An 18,591-nucleotide genomic window follows, 5' to 3' on the forward strand; every position below is an offset into this window, starting at 1 on the left:
GACCCCACAGGCGAGCCGGACCATCCGATGTGATCTCATCCGCCGTGGCCCTGCGACACGAATCGTGGAGAGCGGAGGAGCCCGAGATGCTGGGCCTTCGCCAGCGCCTCCTTGCGGTGCGAGACCCGTAGCTTCTGGTAGATCCTGCGGATCTGGGTCCGCACGGTCGTCACCGAGACGCCGAACCGCGCCGCCGTCTGCTCGGCGGTCAGACCCGCGCTCAGCGCGCGGAGCACCTCGCCCTCGCGCGGGGTGAGGTGCACCAGCGGGCCTGACGGCGGGGCGTTGTACCGTGCGGCGGCAGTGCCGTTGTGCAGCGGGTTGGTGACCTGGGCGAGCCGTGCGAGCTGGTCGAGCTCGCCGGACCTTAGCGTGAGGAACGGCGAGATGTGCGCGGGCGTGGAACGCAGGCGTATCGCGGACAGGAACGACGCCGCGGCGCGCTCGGGGTGGCCGGTCCTCAGGTCCGCGGTGGCCAGCACCAGGTAGTGGCCCATCTGGTCGTTCACCGGGAGATCGTTGTGCTGGAGCGCTTCCGACGACAGGCGTATCGCTTCGTGGTGCTCCCCGGCGAGGAGGTGGGCCCAGGAGGCGAACAGCATCAGCGACTCCACCTCGGCGTGGCGGTCCGCAAGATGGAGCACGCGGGTGCCGGCACCGGTGCGCAGGAGGAGCTTCGCCTCGGCGCGCAGGACGAGCTCTCCCGTCATCGTCGTCGGGTCAGGGCGGAGGGCACCGTGCTGCTGGCGGGCGGTGTCGAGCATGCGCAGGCCCTTGTGGGGGTCGCCGAAGTGCGCCTCGTAGCCGGCGTTCGCGAAGGCCACGAAAGGCCAGAGCTCCGTGCTCTGCGTCGCCGGTCCGATCCGTTCGAGCACCCCGGCCGCTGTGTCGGTGTCGCCCTCGTCGACCGCGATGAGGGCGCGGGAGATCTTCGCGCCGAGTGTCGTCTCGTGCTCGATCCAGTCGTGGAGCGGCCCCAAGCGGTCGAGCGTATCGAGCCAGGTGCGGGCGAGATCCAGGTGGCCGCGGTAGGCGGCGAGGAGCGCGAGATTCGCGACGGCGCTCGTACCCGCGAAGTGGGCGTACGGCGGGTCGCCCGCCTCGCCGTGGGCGCGTGTGAACAGCCGGGTCGCTCTGTCCAGTGAACCGGCGAGCGTCGCGGTGAGCCCGCGTTCGGCCGACAGCCATCCAGGACGAGCTGCGGCTCGGACGGCAGCCCAGGGCAGCGCTGGCTGTGTCGCCCCCAGCGTGATCGCCGCGTCCGTCCACGCGCCCAGGTACTCGGCCCCGTTGAAGTCCCCGCGCGCGCGCCCGGAGACGACGGCGGCCGCACCCGCGGTCACCAGATCGCCGGACCGAGTGAACGATCCCAGCCGCTTGCCGTAGCGCTGGCCCGTCACCACGTAGAACTGGAGCGTCCGGCGCAGCTGCTGGTGGTTTCCCGCGGCGAAACCCGTGCGCTGGTAGGCGAGCAGGACGGCGTGCAACAGGCGCGGACGAGATTCGAACACCGCGGCGGGAACCCCGTCCACGGCGCGCAGCATCTCAGGCGCGAACGTGTTCGCCAGGTCGTACCAGAGGTTGTCGAACAGAGCCTCTATCCGGTCCAGGTCACCGGATCGAAGCCCTGCGCGGATCACTGTGTCGCTCGGCAAGTCCGGTATTTCGGGTGAAGTGGCCACACTTCGGATCCTGCCTCGACAACGATGTCGCCGCGCAGGCAGGCCGGGTGAATTCGATGTCAGAACTGATGACACAACTGATGATCTTTGCCAGTCCAGCCGACACATGGCGCGCTCCTCGACGTCCTATGGGAGGTGCGGGAGCACGCGAGGGGCGCGTGCGAACAGGAAGGGACATCCATGCAGCGTTCGTCTGAAGGTCGCACCGGTCGCACGAGAAAGCGCCACTCGGCGGGAACGCAGGAGTCACGCGGCGCTCGCCACAGTCTCCTGAGACGCCTGATCGGTGGCGCGATGGCCGCGGTGACGGCCTGCACCGGGCTCGTGGCCGCGACGGCGGCGCCGGCGGCCGCGGCGCCCGTCTACGAGATCACCGGCGAGTGGGAGGCAGGCACGCCGACCGTCGTGACGTCCGGCGACGTCGTCACCGGCGTGTGGCGGGTGAACGTGAACGACGACGCCGCGGCGCCGTCGAACGAGCCGGTCGACAACGTGACCTTCAGCGTCACGCTCGAGAACGGCGTCTTCGGCGAGCTGCCGGACGCGTGCCTCACCGACGGCGTCGACCCGGCCTCGGCGATCTCCGCGGACGGCGCGACCCTCACCTGCAACCTCGGCACCAAGCACCAGGGCACCGCCGTCGTGATCCAGACGCCGATCGAGGCGGACGGGCCGACCGGGAGCCAGCTCTCGGCGTCGGGCACCATCGCCGGGCAGACCGCCGACCTGGTCCCGATCGACATCGTCAACGAGTTCGGGATGGACATGCGGTGGGATACGGGTGCCGCGAACTTCGCCCAGGGTGACGGGTACTTCGAGGTCGACTACGAGTGGACGCTGAGCATCGCGCGGCGCAGTGATCCTGGCCCTCAGTCGATCACCTACGACCTCACGATCGACTCGCAGCAGGGTGGCGCGATCGAGGTCGCCCCCCAGGGCTGCACGCCCTACTCGATCGCCCCGCCGGCCAACGGCCACCCGTGGTCCGGCGGCGATCACCCGGCGGACCGGATGACCTCGTTCGTGGACAGCTGCACGATCACGCAGACGGGACCCGGCACCTTCCAGCTGACGCTCAGCGGCATCGACTACGAGCCGACCGAACCGCCGACCCTCGACTCCGCGGGGCAGCGACTGCCCGTCGACGAGGTCGCCCTCGCTTCCGGATCCGTCTGGGTGCGGGTGCTCACGACGAGCTCCGGCTCGGCGGAGCTGACCTCGAGCGCTCCGACCTACACGTCGACGACGGGTCTCACCGCGCAGGACGTTCCCGACAACAACGCCGAGTCCAAGGCATGGACGACTCCGGGCACGTACTCCTCGGGCTGGGGTCGCGGCTACACGGGCAGCGGTGGCACCACGTGGGACGACACGTACTACGTGGCGGCCGGGACGACGATCGGCCAGTACATGGACACGGCCTACCAGCTGCACACGGCCCGGCCCGACGACGACCTCGTGGGGATGTGCGCCGCGCTGGACACCCGGTACGTGACGTTCCACAGCCTCCAGTGGGGTAACCCGCCGGGTGGCGTGGACGGCGCGACGGTGGAGTACTACACGGGCGGCGACCCGACCCTCGACCCGGCCGGCGGTTCCTACGACCCCGACGCGTTCTACTGCGGTGGCGACGGCGCCTGGAGTACGACGCTGCCGTCCGACCTGAGCCAGGTGCGTGCCGTCCGGGTCATCCTGACCCAGGGAGCCGCCGAGGCGACGAGCCTCTCCCACATCACTCCGGTGGTGTTCCAGACCATCAAGCCGGACACCCCCGTCGGCACCGACGTGTGGTCCTTCTTCTCGGGCATCGTCGACCTCGACCCCGCCGACGACTGGTGGGACGGGACGGGCTGCATCCTGGACACACCCGATCTCCGGTATCCCTGCACCACCGGGTTCCGCGACGTCGTCCGGGTGATCACGGCGACGCCGGCCGTCTCCAAGTCGGCGGATCGCAGCGTGGTCACACCCGGTCAGCCGGCGACGTACACGCTCACGTACTCGGCGAACGGTGCGGGTTCGATCCCGGAGACTGTTGACGACTTCCAGCTCGTGGACACGTTGCCTCTCGGTATGACGTACGTGACTGGTTCTGCGGCGCCCGAGCCGGTGGTCAGCACCAACGGTGACGGTCAGCAGGTCCTGACGTGGACGCTCGACGGGGTACCCACGAACACGAACGTGCCTCTGACCTATCAGGCGGTGGCCGATGACTCGGTCGAACCAGGCATGACGCTGGAGAACACCGTCACGGCCACGTTCGGCGGCCAGAGCAGGACGGCTACCGCGCAGGTGACGGTCTCGACGTCGGGCTACACGACGATCGGGAAGTCGGCGGACACACCGTTCATCCCGAACGTGGCCGGCGACGGCGTGGGTGCGGGTTCGTGGACGGTGACGCTGCGGTCGTTCGACCCGCTGGCGCAGTCGTTCACCGACGCCATCGACATCCTGCCGTACAACGGCGACGACCGCGGGACGGACTTCGCCGGTGACTACTCGCTGACCGGCGTGGACGCGGTCGCGGGCACCACCGTGTACTACACGACGGCGGACCCGGCCTCGCTCAGCGACGACCCGGGGGACGAGTCCAACGGAGCCGCAGGCGACCCGGCAGGTAACTCCGTCGGCTGGACCACGACGTTCACCCCGGACGCGACGGCAGTGCGGGTGATCGGGCTGGAGCTGGCGCCCGGGGCGACACAGGCGTTCACGGTCGAGGTCGAGACGGACGGCGTCGAGGGCGGCGACATGCTGGTCAACCGGGCCCAGGCTCGTGACGGCCACACCGAGCTGGTGATGCGTACCTCGGCCCCGATCACCGTGGCGAACTACTACTCGGCGTCGCTGAAGAAGTACGTGCAGGACTCCAGCGGTGAGTGGCGCGACGCGAACACCGTGGAGGACTACCCCACGTACAAGCCGGGGGACACGGTTCCGTACCGGATCGTGGTCGAGAACACCGGCCAGGGCACTCTGACCAACCTGGTGATCACCGACGACCTGTTCCCCGAGGGTTCGTTCACGGTGGCCGAGCTCGCTCCTGGCGACCAGGAGGTCCACGAGTTCGAGACCGTCCTCGACGAGAGTGGCCCCGCCACGATGGTGAACACGGCGTGCGGTGCCGCGGACGTCCCCGACGACTCCGAGCTGGCCCCGACGATCAACTGCGATCCGGCGGGGCTCGAGATGGAGGGCGACCTGACGCACGAGAAGACGCTGATCTCGGCGAAGCCGGTCGGCGACGGTCAGTGGGAGGTCGTCTACGGGATCGAGGTGAGCAACACGACGGCGGTGTCCGCGTCGTACACGCTGGACGACGAGCTGCACTTCGCCGAGGAGGCGACCATCGTCTCGGCCGAGGTGACCCAGTCGCCGGACGGCGTGACTCTGGCCGAGCCCGCATGGGACGGTCAGGGCAACCTGAACATCGCGTCCGAGGTGCCGCTCGTCGGTGACGAGGACGACGGATACGCACCGCACGAGTACGTGCTGACCGTGATCGCGGACGTCCCGCTGCAGGTGCCCGGCGCGGGCAGCACGGACGACCCGACCGCCTGCGGCCCCGAGGGTGACGACTCCGACACGGCGTTCAACAACACGTCCGCGATGACGGACTCGGCAGGTGCGGTCGAGGAGGATCAGGCGTGCGCGCCGATCCCGTCCATCGGCATCACCAAGTCGGTGGTCGGCGACCCTGTTGCCGGCAAGGACGGGACGTGGACGATCACGTACGCGATCGCGGCTGTCAACACCGGTGACGCCGAGGGCACGTACACGCTCACCGACCGCCTCCGGTTCGGTGCGGGCATCACCGTCACCTCCGCGCACGTGACGGCGACGCCCAAGGGCGTGACCGCTGCCACGTCCTGGACGGGCCAGGGTATCGAGGGCAAGGACGCGAACGTGGTGGCCGCCGACGTGGCCCTGCCCGCTGGGGGCAAGCACACCTACCGGGTGCAGGTCCAGGCCACGGTCAAGGACGATGCGACGGACGGGTCCACCTTCACGTGCCCCGAGCCCGGCTCCGGCAAGCCGGGCGGGTTCGCGAACACCGCCGGCATCGCGCACAACGACCTGACCGACGCCGCGGACGCCTGCGCGGCACCGGACGAGCCCGGGGCGTCGGCCGATCCCGGGAACCTCGGTGGTCCCGGGGACCCCGGAGACCTCGGGACACCGAGTGACCCGCCGCCCCTTGCCATGACGGGCGCCGACATCGGCTGGATCGCCGCAGGAGGTGCACTCCTGATCCTGCTCGGCGCGCTGGCGATCATCGTCTCGCGTCACCGCCGCACCATCGGCTGACGAGCTGAGACCGGAAGCCCTGCCCACGGCCGACCAGGTCGTGGGCAGGGCCTTCATTTGCACAGTCACCTTCCCGCCCGTCATCCTGGTCCTCGCTCAGCGCCGAGCAGCTCGCGGCGGCAGCTGATCCCCGCCTACGAAGGGACCTCCCTGTGACCCACTCGCTGCCCCCGATCGACCCCGCGGCGCTGCCGCCCGCGGTCGACGTCTCCGACAACGCGAGCGCCCTCGCCGAGGTCCGCGCCGTCATCGACGCCGGCCCCTACCGCGACGACTGGGACTCGCTGCGGGCCTATACCCCGCCGCGGTGGTACGAGGACGCCAAGTTCGGCATCTTCATCCACTGGGGCGTCTACTCCGTGCCCGCCTTCAACAACGAGTGGTACTCGCGGGCGATGTACCAGCCGGGGACTTCCGAGTTCGAGCACCATGTGGCGACCTATGGCCCGCACCGCGACTTCGGCTACAAGGACTTCATCCCGTCCTTCACCATGGAGCGGTTCGACCCGGACGCGTGGGCCGAGCTGTTCCGGCGCGCGGGCGCCCAGTTCGTCGTCCCGGTCGCCGAGCATCACGACGGGTTTGCCATGTACGACACCGATCGTTCGCGCTGGAGCGCCGCCCGCATGGGGCCCGAGCGGGACGTGTTCGGGGACCTGGCCGAGGCGACCGACCGGGCCTGGATGGTGCGCGGCGCGTCCACGCACCGCGCGGAGCACTGGTTCTTCATGAACGGCGGCGCGCGGTTCGACTCGGACGTCCTCGTCCCCGAGTACCAGGACTTCTACGGCCCCGCGCAGCGCGAGGAGACCGCGCCGCACGAGCGGTTCCTGGAGGACTGGCTGCTGCGGACCGTGGAGATCATCGACCGCTACCGCCCGCAGGTGCTGTGGTTCGACTGGTGGATCGAGCAGCCGGCCTTCAAGCCGTACCTTGCGCAGCTCGCCGCGTACTACTACAACCGCGCGGCGCAGTGGGGACGCGAGGTGGTCATCAACTACAAGTGGGACGCGTTCGCCGAGGGATCGGCCGTGTACGACATCGAGCGCGGCACGATGGGCGCTATCCGGCCGCAGGTCTGGCAGAACGACACCTCCGTGTCGAAGACCTCGTGGGCGTGGGTGGACGGCCACGTGTACAAGTCGGCCGACGACCTGATCGCCGAGCTCGCGGACGTCGTCTCGAAGAACGGCGTGCTCCTGCTCAACATCGGCCCCAAGCCGGACGGCACCATCCCGGACGAGGAGCAGACCCTGCTGCGTGAGGTCGGGGCCTGGCTCGACCGCAACGGCGAGGCCATCTACGGCACGAGGCCGTGGGTGATCGCGAGCGAGGGGCCGACGGAGGTCGCGGTGGGCTCGTTCGTCGACGGCGAGGACCGTGCGTTCACCGGTGCCGACTTCCGGTTCACGGCACGGCAGCACGTGACCGGCGAGTACGTCTACGCGATCCCGCTGGCCGAGCCCGTCGACGGCGTCCTGCGGATCCGGGCCTTCGGCCGGGGTGCCGGCCTGCTGACGCGCCCGATCAAGGAGGTGACGGTGCTCGGCGGGTCCGGGCCCGTCGACTGGGAGCAGACCGCAGGGGAGCTGATCGTGCGAACGACGGGTCCCGCGGTGGTGAAGCTGTTCCTCGAGCCCGAGGAGGTCCAGCCGCGCACGGACTTCCTGCACTGACAGCGTGTCCGGCGCTCCCCGTGGTCCCCTGGGCGTCCTGCGCGTCGAGGACGTCCAGGGCGCCGGGGTGTGGATATCCCCCCTGCTGCTCACGGGTGGGCCCCATAGCAGGCCAGACGCGCATTTTCGTAGCGTCGTCGCTGTGCCCGCACAACCCGGCGGGGACCGCGTCCTACGCGATCTACATCATGGTGCTCATGCTCGTCGGGTACGCGGCGATCACCATGATCAACACCCGGGTGTCCAGCACGGCGGCGCGCCGGCGCGAGTTCGGGCTGCAGCGGCTCGTGGGCTCGACCCGCCGTCAGGTGATGCAGATGGTCGGGACGGAGGCCGCGATCGTGGCCGTCACCGGCGTCGCACTGGGCACGATCGCTGCGCTCGGGATCCTGGTCCCGGTCAGCGTCAAGCGCCTCGGCTCGGTGATCCCCGCCGGATCCCCGCTGGTCTACGCGGCGATCGTCGGGCTGGTCGTCCTGATCACCGTCGGCGCCACGCTGCTGCCCGCGTGGCAGGCGACGCGCGGCCGGCCGGCCGAGTCGGCGGTCGCCGTCGAGTAGCTGTCCCCGCCCGGTCGTCGCCCCCAGGTTCGTCGCTCCCGCCGCCTCGGCGGGGCGACGAACCGAGCGGTAGCGAGAGCGACGACGTGGACGCTCAGACCTGCGTTGCGGCCCGACCGGTCGCCGCACTGGCCGCGTACAGGAGCTCCTTCAGGCCCGGGACGGCCTCGTGGTCGGGGTGCCAGACCAGCCGGAGGCTGAGCTCACCGGTGTCGAAGGCGAGCCGGGTGAGCCTGCCGGAGGCGAGCTCCTCGGTGACGGCGAAGTCGGGCACGAGCGAGACGCCCATGCCCTGCTCGACCCAGGCCTTGATGACGTGGACGCCGCCGACCCGCACCCGCTCCACCTCGGAGCCGAGGAGCTGCTGCCCGCGCAGCCAGAACGTGCAGGCGGGCGAGTTGGTGAGGACCTTCTCGCCGCGCAGGTCGGCCCGGACGACCCGCGCGGCTCCGGCGAGCCGGTGGCCGGGGGCGGCGATCAGGGCGAGCGGGACGGTGTCGACGTCGCAGAACCGCAGCGGCGCATCGGGTGCGGCGAAGCCAAGGTCGCCGAGGCTGCCGCCGGTGTCGAGCAGCAGGGCCGCCTCGAGGTCCCCGTCCGCGACGAGGGCGAGCAGCCGGTCCCGGGCGGTCTCGGGCCGCACCTCGACGCGCAGGCCCGGGCGACGTCCGGCGAGCCTGCCGAGGATCGCGGGGACATGGGTCGCGACGATGGTCTCCAAGGCCCCCAGCCGGAGCTCGGGCTGCGTGTCGGCGACCTCGCGCCGGGCCCGCTCGGCGCCTTCGAGGAGGCTCGCGGCCCAGGGGCGCAGCCGCTCTCCGGCCGCGGTCGGCCGCATCCCCTTGGGGGTCCGGTCGAACAGGGCGGTGCCGAGCGAGGCCTCCAGGACCCGGATCTGCTCGGACACCGAGGACGGGGCCATGTCCAGGGCGATGGCGGCGGCGGTCACGGTGCGGTGCTCGGCGACGGCCGCGAAGACGCGCAGCTGGCGTAGTTCCATGCACGCACCAACCACCAGCGGCGTTCGGATCTTCCGAACGCGGCCTTCGGGGCCGCCGGTGGAGCGCCGCGTCCCGTGCGGGCGAGGGTTGCGCCCATGACCGCCACGCTCGCGCCCCCGAAGACCCACCCGCTCATCCTGCTCGGCATCTCGATCGGCTACGGCCTCACCATCCTGGACAGCACCATCATGGCCGCGGCCGAAGCCGACCTCAGCAACACGCTCGGCGCCAGCACCTCGTCCCTGCAGTGGACGGTGGCGGCGTACACGGTGGTGCTCGGAGCGTTCCTGCTCACCGCCGGGGCTGCCGTCGACCGGTTCGGCGCCCACCGGGTCTTCCGCGCGGGCGTGGTCGCGTTCGGCCTGCTCTCCCTGGCGGGGGCACTCGCTCCGAACCTGGCCGCCCTCACCGGAGTCCGGGCGCTCATGGGCCTTGCGGCCGCCGCTTGCATGCCCGCCTCGATGTCCCTGATCACCCAGCTCTACACCGACCCGCGCCGCCGCGCCGGAGCCATCGGGGCATGGGCGGCGATCAGTGGCGGTGCGATGGCCGCCGGGCCCGTCGTCGGCGGCGCCGTCGTCGCCCTCGCGGGCTGGCAGGGGATCTTCTGGATCAACGTCCCCCTCGCCGCCGTGGCCCTCGGGCTCACCGCCTCCCCGGCCCTGCGCGGCTCCCGCACCGACCGCCCGATCGACTGGGCTTCCCAGCTGTCCGCCTGCGCCGCGATGGGCCTCGGCATCGACGCACTCATCGCACTCGGATCCGGAGCGACCGGCCACGCCGCCGTCTCGGCCGCCGCCACCGCACTCGCCGCCACCCTCTTCGCTCGCCTGGAACGGCGCAGCACGTCTCCCGTCCTCAACCCCGCCGTGCTGCGCGCCGGCAACGTCGGCCCCGCCCTGCTCGCGGGCGGCGCCGTCAACTTCGCGGTCTCGGGCACCCTGTTCGTCCTCCCGCTGTACTTCCAGCGCACCCTCCACCTGGACGCGCTCCAGACCGGGCTCGCGTTCGTCCCGATGACCGCCGCGTTCGGCTTCGTACCGATCCTCACGGGCAAGATCATCGCCAGGACCGGGCCACGCCGCCCGATCCTCATCGGCCTGGCGCTCCTGGCGACAGGCGCGACGGGCCTGGCCGCGGCGACCGCGACCGGCGCCCCCCTGGCGCTCACGCTCGTCACGTCGGCCTGCCTCGGCGTCGGCGTCACCTTCGCGATCCCCGCCCTCATCGCTCTCGTGACCGGGGCCGCCCCGGCAGGCACGGCCGGTGCCGCGGGAGGCTTTCTCAACGCGACCCGGATGACGGCCGCCACGGTGGGCGTGGCCGTCATGGGCTCGATCGCAGGGGTGGACGGCGGCGCGGGCGAGACCGCGCTGGCCGTCGCGCTCGCGGCAGCGGTCTGCGCGGCTGTGCTGGCCTGCTCCGCGGCCCGCATCCGGACCGCGTGACGGGGAACGGTGGCCGAGATCAACCAGCACGGCGCTCGACCGTGGTCCACGGTCGAGCGCCGTGCACGCGCCGGATCGGCGTCAGACAGCCGGAGCGGGCTCCGGCAGCACGAGCGCCGAGTGGGCCGGCTGCGGGGTCGTGGCGGGCATCGCCACGAGGTCACGCAGCATGGCGTTGCGCTGCTCCAGGGCCTCGGCGGTGGTGGGGAAGAGCCGGGCGCCGCCCTTGTCGACCAGTGCCTGGTTCATCGTCACGAACTCCCGGGTGTCGCGCTCGTAGGCGCAGAACGCCGCGACGTGGTCGCCGTGGGTGGCCAGGGACCTGGCGAGCATGTAGGCGCCGACGAGCGCGAGGCTGGAACCCTGCCCGGTCAGGAAGGACGGCGCGTACGCCGCGTCGCCGACGAGCGCCACCCGCCCGCTCGACCAGGCCGGCATGCGGATCTGGCCGGCCGTGTCGAAGAAGAGGTCGTCCGCCTCGTACATGGCCTTGACCAGCGAGGGGACCTCCCAGCCCGCGCCGGCGTAGGTCCTGGCGACCAGCTCCCGCTGGGCCTCCGGGTCCCGGAGGACGTCGAGCGGCTGCTCCGGCTGGTGGAAGTTCAGGAACGCGTGCACCTCGTCGTGGGTCTCGCCGGTGGCGTAGAGCGCAGCGGCCCTGCCGGGGGTGTTCCACATCATGAGCTCGCGCGAGAGCCCGAAGGTGTTGGGCATGGTAAAGACGACGAAGCCGTAGCCCAGGTAGCGGTGGAACTCCGGCTCGGGGCCGAACACGATCCTCCGGGTGCCCGAGTGCATGCCGTCGGCGCCGACCACCAGGTCGAACGTGCGCTGCTTTCCGCTGCGGAAGGTGACGTCGACTCCGTGCGGGTTCTCGTCGAGGGTGTCGACGGAGTCGTCGAACACGAACTCCACGTCGTCCCGGACCGTCGCGTACAGGGCCGCGGTCAGGTCCCCGCGGCCTATCTCGAGGTCCTGCCCCTCGACGCTCCCGGCCACCGCGTACGGGTGGAGGGCGACCACCTCACCGCCGTCGGCGCCGAGGAAGGTGAACCGCCCGGTGTCGATGTGCGCCTGCTGGAGCTGCGGCAGGATCCCCATCCGGCGCACCACCTCGATGGCGGTGCCGCGGACGTCGATCGGGTAGCCGCCGCCGCGCGGCGCGCTCGCCTTCTCGACCACGGTGACCGCGAACCCGTACCGGTGCAGCCAGTACGCGAGCGTGGGTCCGGCGAGGCTGGCCCCGGAGATCAGGACCTCGCGCTGGGATGTGTTCAGAGATGTCATGCCTGGACTTCCTTCTTCATGGAGCGGACGACGATCAGGGACAGCGCGGCGACGGCGGCCGCGACCACGAAGCCGGTGACGAAGGCGGACTCGGCCGGCAGCCCCGGCACCGAGCCGATGCCCGCGGCGAGGATCGAGCCGGCGACCTGGCCGCCCGCGACGGCGCCGATCAGCCGGATCACCACGAGCAGGCTCGTCGCGATGCCGGTGTCCTTGGCCGCAACCGCCGTAGCGGTGCTGGCGAGCAGCGCCGTCGTGGCCAGGCCCCCGGCGAAGGCGACCAGGGCCCGCACGACGACGAGCTGCCACGCGGCGTCGTGCATCGCCGCCACGCCGATGAGGAGGCCCGCTGTGGCGACGGCGCTCGCGGTCACCACGGCACGCGTGCCATAGCGCTGGACCGCCAGCCCGCCGACCGAGCCCGCGACCACACCGGCGAGGTGGCCGGGCAGGATGAACAGCCCGATCTCGGTGGTGCCGGCCCCGAAGCCGTAGCCGTCGCCGGAGACCTCGAACAGCTTGGGGATGACGGTGTTCAGCATCGCGGAGGTGGCCGCGATGCCGGCGGTGAGCACGCTCGCGCTCCACATGGCGGGCGCCGCCAGCATGCGAAGGTCGACCATCGGCGAGACGGCCCGGCGCTCGACGGACACCCAGGCCGCGGCGAGCGCGGCCACGAGCAGCACGACGACGCCGACCACCAGCGGGGGCACGCCGCCACCGGCCACCACCAGGAGCCCGAGCGTGAGCGCGAGCAGCGTGGCGCTCAGCAGGGCCACGCCCGGCCAGTCGATGGCGGTGTCGTGCTCGGCGGGCGGGTCGTCCGGCATCAGCCGGTGCACGACGAGCGTCGCCGCGATGATCACCATCGTCGGCGCCCCGAAGATCCAGTGCCAGGACAGCCCCTCGGCCAGCGGCCCGGCGGTCAGCGTCCCGACGATGCCGCCGGCGGTGAACAGCGCGCTGACCACGCCGATGGCGACCTGGGTCTGCCCCGGCGGGAAGTTCTTGCGCACCAGGATGAACGACAGGGGCAGCGCGCCGACCATCGCGCCCTGCAGCATCTGCCCGGCCAGCAGCACCGGCAGGTTCGGCGCCAGGCTGGACAGCAGGCCGCCGGCCGAGACCAGCGCCATCAGCACCAGCAGCACGCGCTTGCCGCCGTAGCGGTCGCCGAGCTTGCCCGCGATGGGCGCGACGACGGCGCCCGTGACCAGCAGCGTGCTGACGATCAGCGCCGCCCCGGCCGAGTCGATGCCGAGCTCGCGCTCCAGCATGGGCCGGGCCGGGTCCACCACGGTCTGCAGGGTGCCCAGGGCGAGCGCGAGGACGCCCAGGGCTCCGACCGCCGGCTTCCCGATGCGTGCGGGGCTCCGCCCTTCGACGGGGGGCGGGAATTCGAGAGTTATCTCCATGCCTCGAACCTAAATTCGGACACCGCCCCCCGAAATGGTGCCCTCCGCCGCCCCAGTCGGGGGCTGTCCCCCTCCCGCCAAAAGCTCGCCACCCCGATCGTTGAGTGCTGGGGATTTGTTGAGTGAGACCGGTTCAGTCGACAAATACCCAGCACTCAACGGGGCGGGGGTTCGGCGGTCTGGTCCTCCTTGATCAGAGCCATGGGCTGACGCCGGCGCGACCGGACGAGGCCGTCGATCGCGGGGTGTCATGATGGGCGGCGTGGTGAAGATGAGCGACGTGGCACGCGAGGCCGGCGTCTCGAAGATGACGGTCTCGAACGTCATCAACGGGCGGCCGGGTGCGAGCGACGACACTCGCGCCCGCGTGCTCGAGGCGGTGGCCCACCTGGGCTACCGCGTGAACGCGACGGCGCGCCAGCTCCGGGCCGGCCGCAGCGGCGCCATCGGCCTGCTGGTTCCGCACCTCGACGGGCCGTACTACTCGCACCTCGCCGCCCGCCTGGACACCCTGGCGCAGGCGCGGGGGTACCACGTCATCATCGAGCGCACCGGCGCGAGCAGGGAGGGCGAGCTCGCCGCCATCTCCGCCGAGCGGGTGCGGCCGTATGACGGCCTGGTGTTCAGCCCGGTGCAGATCGACACCGCGGACGTGAGCCGCGCCGGCATCGAGGTCCCGGTCGTGCTGCTCGGTGAGCGGCGGCTGGCCGGCGAGTACGACCACGTGATGATGGACAACGTCGGCGGCGCCGAGCTCGCGACGTCGTACATGCTCGAACGCGGCGCCCGGCGCATCGCCCTGATCGGCGGCCGCCCGGACGAGGGCGTCGACAGCATGGCGACGCTCCGCAGCCGTGGCTACCGCAACGCGCACACGAAGGCGGGCCTGCCGGTCGACGAGCGGCTCGTCGTCGACGCCGCGTCGTTCACCACGAAGGACGGCCACGAGGCCGTCATGCGGCTCCACCGCGACGGCGTCCGGTTCGACGGGGCGTTCGCCCTGACCGACGCCGCCGCGATGGGCGCCCTGCGCGCGCTGGCGGACCTCGGCCTGCGCGTGCCCGACGACGTCCAGGTGGTCGGCTTCGACAACGACGCCGAGGGCGAGTACCTCATCCCGCGCCTGACCACCATGGACCCCGACAACGACTCGATGGCCGAGCGCATCATGGAGCTGCTCCTGCGCCGGGTCGAGGCCGGTGGGGCGGACGTGGGCGACGTGGTGGAGCAGGTGATGTCGGCGCGGATCGTCGTGCGCGAGTCGACGCTCGCGCGCGCACCCGGTCGGTGTCAACGGTCCGGCGGTGGGGCGCCGAGCCGCTGGTGGGAGGCCGGGTAGGAGAGACGGACCCGGCGAGCGGGTGCCCGCTCGGCTGCTAGTGGTCTGGCCACCGTCAGAGCGTCGTGCCGGTCTCCTGTGCGAGCGCCTGAAGGAGCCGGTCCTGGAAGGTGACGTCGTGGGCCGCCAGGTGCGGCTCCTGCCGCTCCTGGTGGTACCAGTAGCCGCTGGTGGTCAGCGCCTTGGGGTCGTCGCTGGTGGCGAGCCACTCCTGCGTGCGATGGCCCAGCTCGAGATCGTCGGGCGCGCCGGGCCCGCCCATCCGCGTGGGCACCCAGCCCGGGTCGACGGCGTTGCTCAGCACCTCCGGGCGCAGGCGCGCGACCGCTGCCGCCAGGGCGGTGACGAACAGCTTGCTGTCGCCGTACGAGCCGGGCGTGCGGCCCGACCAGTCGACCCGGTCGACGGACGGACGGCCGCTGAAGTGCGAGCCGCTGCTCAGGTATACGAGGCGACGGGGCTCGGGCAGCAGGGCCGTGAGGAGGTACGGGGCGATGATGTTGACCGGCATGACGGCGCGGCCGCTCCACACTCCGGCGTTGTGGATGACGGCGTCCAGCGGGGCGGCGTCCGCCAGCTCGGAGGCGACGCCGCGGACAGCGTCGCGGTCGGCGAAGTCGCCCACCACGAGCTGTGCGCCTTGGTCGACGAGCTCGCGGAGGGCCGCTGCCCGGCTCGGGTTCCGGGCGTGCACGACTACCTCGTGGCCCTGCGACAGGAGCGTGTCGGCCGCCGCGCGGCCCAGCCCGTCTGCGGAGCCGGTGACCAGGATGCGGCTCACGATCGCACCTCGTGCGCACTGTGGTGGTTCATGGTGTCCACGCTAATCCGGGTCACCGACAGTCTGGGAGGGCCTGCCAGAGCCACCTGTCGTCCACCACTATGCATGAACCGTAAGGTTCACCCGTGCGCGTACTCCTGGTAGAAGACGACGAGCCGGTCGCCCAGTCGCTCCGTCGTGGTCTGGTGCGGTACGGCTTCGCCGTGGAGTGGGTGACGACGGGACGTGCGGCGCTGGCGGCGGTGGATGCCGTCGGTAGCCCAGCCGACGACGCGCAGGACGGGCGCGCGTCCTACGACGTCGTCCTGCTCGATCTCGGGCTGCCCGACGCCGAGGGCCTCGACGTGTGCAAGGCGCTGCGCGAGCGCGGCGACGTGCCGATCATCGTGATCAGCGCCCGCAGCGACGAGGCCGATCGCGTCGTCGGCCTGGAGCTCGGGGCGGACGACTACGTCACCAAGCCCTTCGGTGTGCGGGAGGTCATCGCCCGGATCAGGGCGGTGCTGCGCCGGACCCAGCCGTCCGGGCCGCCGGGATCGCGCGCCGGCGTCCCTCCGAGCCCGGACCGGTACGGCTCCCGGCTCAGCGTCGACCGCCGCGCGGCGCGGGTCCGCCTGGACGGCGAACAGGTGGCGCTGACGCCTAAGGAGTACGACCTGCTGTCCTTCCTCACCGAGGAGCCGGGCGCGCTGATGTCCCGCGAGCAGATCATGGAAGCCGTCTGGGACGCCCACTGGTTCGGGCCGACGAAGACTCTCGACGTCCACGTGGCGGCGCTGCGGCGCAAGCTGGCCGGGGCGATCACCATCGAGGCGGTACGCGGGGTCGGATTCCGCCTGGAGATCGTCGAGGACGGGGCCCCTGCGTCGTGATCCGCCGGCTGATCGTCAGCTACGTGCTGCTCGTCGCGGTCGCCCTGGCCGCGTTCACCGTCCCGGTGGCCGTGACGCTCACAGGCCAGCTCCGCGGGGACACCGGCGCCTCCGTGCAGCGCGAGGCGACCACCATGGCGCTGCTGCTCGGCGCCGGGGACGCCGCCTCCCGGGACGCGCTGGTGCAGATGGTCGGGGCGTACGCCGTCGAGACGGACAGCACGGTCCAGGCCATCTACGTGGGCACGGACACGGGCACGGACGCCGACGGCGGCGCGGTGCCGGGCCTGCCCGAGCCCGTTCGGGACGCGGCCCTCGACCGGGCCTTGCGCGAGGGGAGGCCGACCACCGACTGGGGCTCCTCCTGGTTCTGGGGACCCCACCTGGTGATCACGGTCCCGGCCCGCGAGCCGGTCGCGAGCGGGAACGGCGACGGCAGCGACCAGGTGGTGGGCGCCGTCCGCGTCAGCTTCCCGACCGAGGGGCTCACCGACCGGTTCTGGACCATCTGGGGCTTCCGGGCGGTCCTGGCCGTCGGAGTCCTCGTGGTGGCCGCTGGCCTCGGCTACCTGGCGGCCCGGTGGCTGACCCGGCCCCTCCGCCAGCTCAACGCGATGGCGAGCCGGTTCAGCGACGGCGACCTGACGGCGCGCTCGCCGGTCACCGGACCGCACGAGACGCAGACCCTCGCCCGGACCCTCAATCAGGGTGCCGAGCGCCTCGACACCCTGGTCGCCGCGCAGCGGATCTTCGTCGCCGACGCGTCGCACCAGCTGCGCACGCCGCTCACCGCGCTGCGCCTGTCCCTGGACAACATCGCGGACGGCGTCGACGACCCGTACGTGACGGAGGACGTGGAGCAGGCCACCGCCGAGGTCGTGCGGATGAGCCGCCTCGTCAACGGCCTCCTGGTGCTGGCTCGCGCGGAGGCCCAGGTGACCGCCGCCGAGCCGCTGCCGCTGCGCGACATCGTGCAGGACCGGCTGGCTGTCTGGCAGCCGGCCGCCGACGAGCGCGGCGTCACGATCGCGCTCACGGGGAACCCCGACGACCGGCTGCAAGTGCTCGCCAGCCCCGGTCACCTCGACCAGGTGCTGGACAACGTGTTGTCGAACGCCCTGGAGGTGTCCCCGGACGGCGGCACCATCACCGTGCGGGCCGAGGCCCGTCCCGACGCGGTGGTGCTGGAGATCCTCGACGAGGGTCCGGGCATGCCCGACGCCGAGAAGGCCCGTGCCTTCGACCGGTTCTGGCGGGGCCAGGGGCTCACGGGCCGTTCCGGCTCGGGCCTCGGGCTCGCCATCGTCAAGCAACTCGTGACCGACGACGGCGGCACCGTCACCCTGCGGGACGCCCCCGCTTCGGACCGCGCGGCTTCGGACGGCGGTCCTGAGCGGGGCGGCCTGTGCGTGTGGATCAGCCTTCGGCCGGCGTCACCGAGGAGTGGTGGTTGACGATCAGCCAGTCGCCGTCGATCTTCTCGTACGCGTAGGAGTACCGCGCCGGGACCTCGCGGACCTCGCCGGTCTCGGGGTCGGTGAGCGTGAACACGTAGGTCCCGGCGTCGACCGCGGTGTTCTCGTCCAGCACGGTGACCACCGTCTCGGTCTTCTCGCCGATCGGGTCGTTCTCCTGGAAGTGCTCGAAGTAGTCGACGATCCCGTCGCGGTCGGTGCGGATCCGCGCCGAGGCGGTGGGCAGCAGCACCGCGTCGGGCGCGTAGCGGTCGGCGACAGCCTGCGCGTCACCGGTCTGCAGCGCGGCGTTCCACTCGTCGAACAGGGCGGCGATCTCGCTCTCCGTAGGCTCGATGGTGGAATCGTCGACGGGGCCGTTGGCGGTTCCCTCGTCGTCGGCGGAGGCGACGGTGGTGATGCCCACTGTGGCGGCGGCGGTGAGGACCGCGGTGATCGCGACGAGGCCGACTCGCTCTCGCATCCGGCGGGGCTTTTCGGTCTGGGACTGCATCACAACTCCAGGGGTGGAAGGCCGCGACCCCCTGTGGTGGGGGCCGTTCCCGGGTTCGATCGGGAGTGGTTCTACGCTCTCGGAGCGCCGGGAAGTGGCCGTGCAACGGAGATGCAGCGCAGGTACAGGGCTCAGAAAGGAATCTGGATTCGCCCCTCGGTGACCCCCGCCCAGGACCAATTCCGCAGGTCACGCAACCTCCCACCCCGTTTCGCGCGTCTGGTTGACGTGGCGCCGCACAGGTGTCGCGCTCG

General features: G+C 71.7%; 13 protein-coding genes. 7 read left to right on the forward strand and 6 right to left on the reverse strand.

Features of this window, described 5'->3' with window-relative positions; genetic code table 11:
- Positions 1-35: 35 nt before the first annotated feature.
- A complete protein-coding gene (locus ACFT2C_RS08935) occupies positions 36-1,682 on the reverse strand; it encodes a response regulator transcription factor (protein ID WP_377206683.1) in 1,647 nt (548 codons plus the stop codon).
- A gap of 294 nt (positions 1,683-1,976) precedes the next feature.
- On the opposite strand from ACFT2C_RS08935, the gene ACFT2C_RS08940 reads away from it, so the two are divergent.
- The 3 genes from ACFT2C_RS08940 to ACFT2C_RS08950 all read left to right on the forward strand — a co-directional run bounded on the left by ACFT2C_RS08940 (position 1,977) and on the right by ACFT2C_RS08950 (position 8,226).
- Positions 1,977-5,990, forward strand: coding sequence for a hypothetical protein (locus ACFT2C_RS08940; RefSeq protein WP_377206684.1), 4,014 nt, complete (start codon positions 1,977-1,979; stop codon positions 5,988-5,990).
- Between the two features lie 152 nt (positions 5,991-6,142).
- Entirely contained in the window at positions 6,143-7,666 is a 1,524-nt protein-coding gene (locus ACFT2C_RS08945; RefSeq protein WP_377206685.1) for an alpha-L-fucosidase, read from the forward strand.
- Positions 7,667-7,761: 95 nt separating this feature from the next.
- Positions 7,762-8,226 (forward strand): ABC transporter permease, encoded by a 465-nt coding sequence (locus ACFT2C_RS08950; protein WP_377206686.1) that lies wholly within the window; start codon positions 7,762-7,764, stop codon positions 8,224-8,226.
- A gap of 94 nt (positions 8,227-8,320) precedes the next feature.
- Here the strand turns inward: ACFT2C_RS08950 and ACFT2C_RS08955 are convergent, their stop codons facing one another.
- Positions 8,321-9,226, reverse strand: a complete 906-nt coding sequence (locus ACFT2C_RS08955) for a LysR family transcriptional regulator (protein ID WP_377206687.1) — start codon at positions 9,224-9,226, stop codon at positions 8,321-8,323.
- A gap of 96 nt (positions 9,227-9,322) precedes the next feature.
- Here ACFT2C_RS08955 and ACFT2C_RS08960 point away from each other — a divergent pair, with 96 nt between their 5' ends.
- On the forward strand, positions 9,323-10,675 hold the full coding sequence (locus ACFT2C_RS08960; RefSeq protein ID WP_377206688.1) for an MFS transporter: 1,353 nt from the start codon (positions 9,323-9,325) through the stop codon (positions 10,673-10,675).
- Positions 10,676-10,756: 81 nt separating this feature from the next.
- Here ACFT2C_RS08960 and ACFT2C_RS08965 read toward each other — a convergent pair whose 3' ends face one another.
- Positions 10,757-11,962: an FAD-dependent monooxygenase gene (locus tag ACFT2C_RS08965; protein ID WP_377206689.1), complete on the reverse strand. Its 1,206-nt coding sequence runs from the start codon at positions 11,960-11,962 to the stop codon at positions 10,757-10,759.
- A complete protein-coding gene (locus ACFT2C_RS08970) occupies positions 11,959-13,377 on the reverse strand; it encodes an MFS transporter (RefSeq protein WP_377206690.1) in 1,419 nt (472 codons plus the stop codon). The genes ACFT2C_RS08965 and ACFT2C_RS08970 overlap by 4 nt, the downstream gene beginning before the upstream one ends.
- A 271-nt stretch (positions 13,378-13,648) precedes the next feature.
- Between ACFT2C_RS08970 and ACFT2C_RS08975 the strand changes: the two genes are divergently transcribed.
- Positions 13,649-14,716: a LacI family DNA-binding transcriptional regulator gene (locus tag ACFT2C_RS08975; RefSeq protein WP_377206713.1), complete on the forward strand. Its 1,068-nt coding sequence runs from the start codon at positions 13,649-13,651 to the stop codon at positions 14,714-14,716.
- 55 nt (positions 14,717-14,771) lie between these two features.
- Here the strand turns inward: ACFT2C_RS08975 and ACFT2C_RS08980 are convergent, their stop codons facing one another.
- A complete protein-coding gene (locus ACFT2C_RS08980) occupies positions 14,772-15,497 on the reverse strand; it encodes an SDR family NAD(P)-dependent oxidoreductase (RefSeq protein ID WP_377206691.1) in 726 nt (241 codons plus the stop codon).
- 125 nt (positions 15,498-15,622) lie between these two features.
- On the opposite strand from ACFT2C_RS08980, the gene ACFT2C_RS08985 reads away from it, so the two are divergent.
- Positions 15,623-16,369 carry a response regulator transcription factor gene (locus ACFT2C_RS08985; protein ID WP_377206692.1) on the forward strand — a complete coding sequence of 249 codons (747 nt, stop codon included), beginning with the start codon at positions 15,623-15,625 and terminating at the stop codon, positions 16,367-16,369.
- A complete protein-coding gene (locus ACFT2C_RS08990; protein WP_377206693.1) occupies positions 16,366-17,823 on the forward strand; it encodes an ATP-binding protein in 1,458 nt (485 codons plus the stop codon). The genes ACFT2C_RS08985 and ACFT2C_RS08990 overlap by 4 nt, the downstream gene beginning before the upstream one ends.
- Here the strand turns inward: ACFT2C_RS08990 and ACFT2C_RS08995 are convergent.
- Positions 17,786-18,337: an SgcJ/EcaC family oxidoreductase gene (locus ACFT2C_RS08995; protein WP_377206694.1), complete on the reverse strand. Its 552-nt coding sequence runs from the start codon at positions 18,335-18,337 to the stop codon at positions 17,786-17,788. The genes ACFT2C_RS08990 and ACFT2C_RS08995 overlap by 38 nt on opposite strands.
- Positions 18,338-18,591: the final 254 nt, after the last annotated feature.

Source organism: Promicromonospora sp. NPDC057138, from assembly GCF_042670845.1.
GTDB lineage: Bacteria > Actinomycetota > Actinomycetes > Actinomycetales > Cellulomonadaceae > Promicromonospora.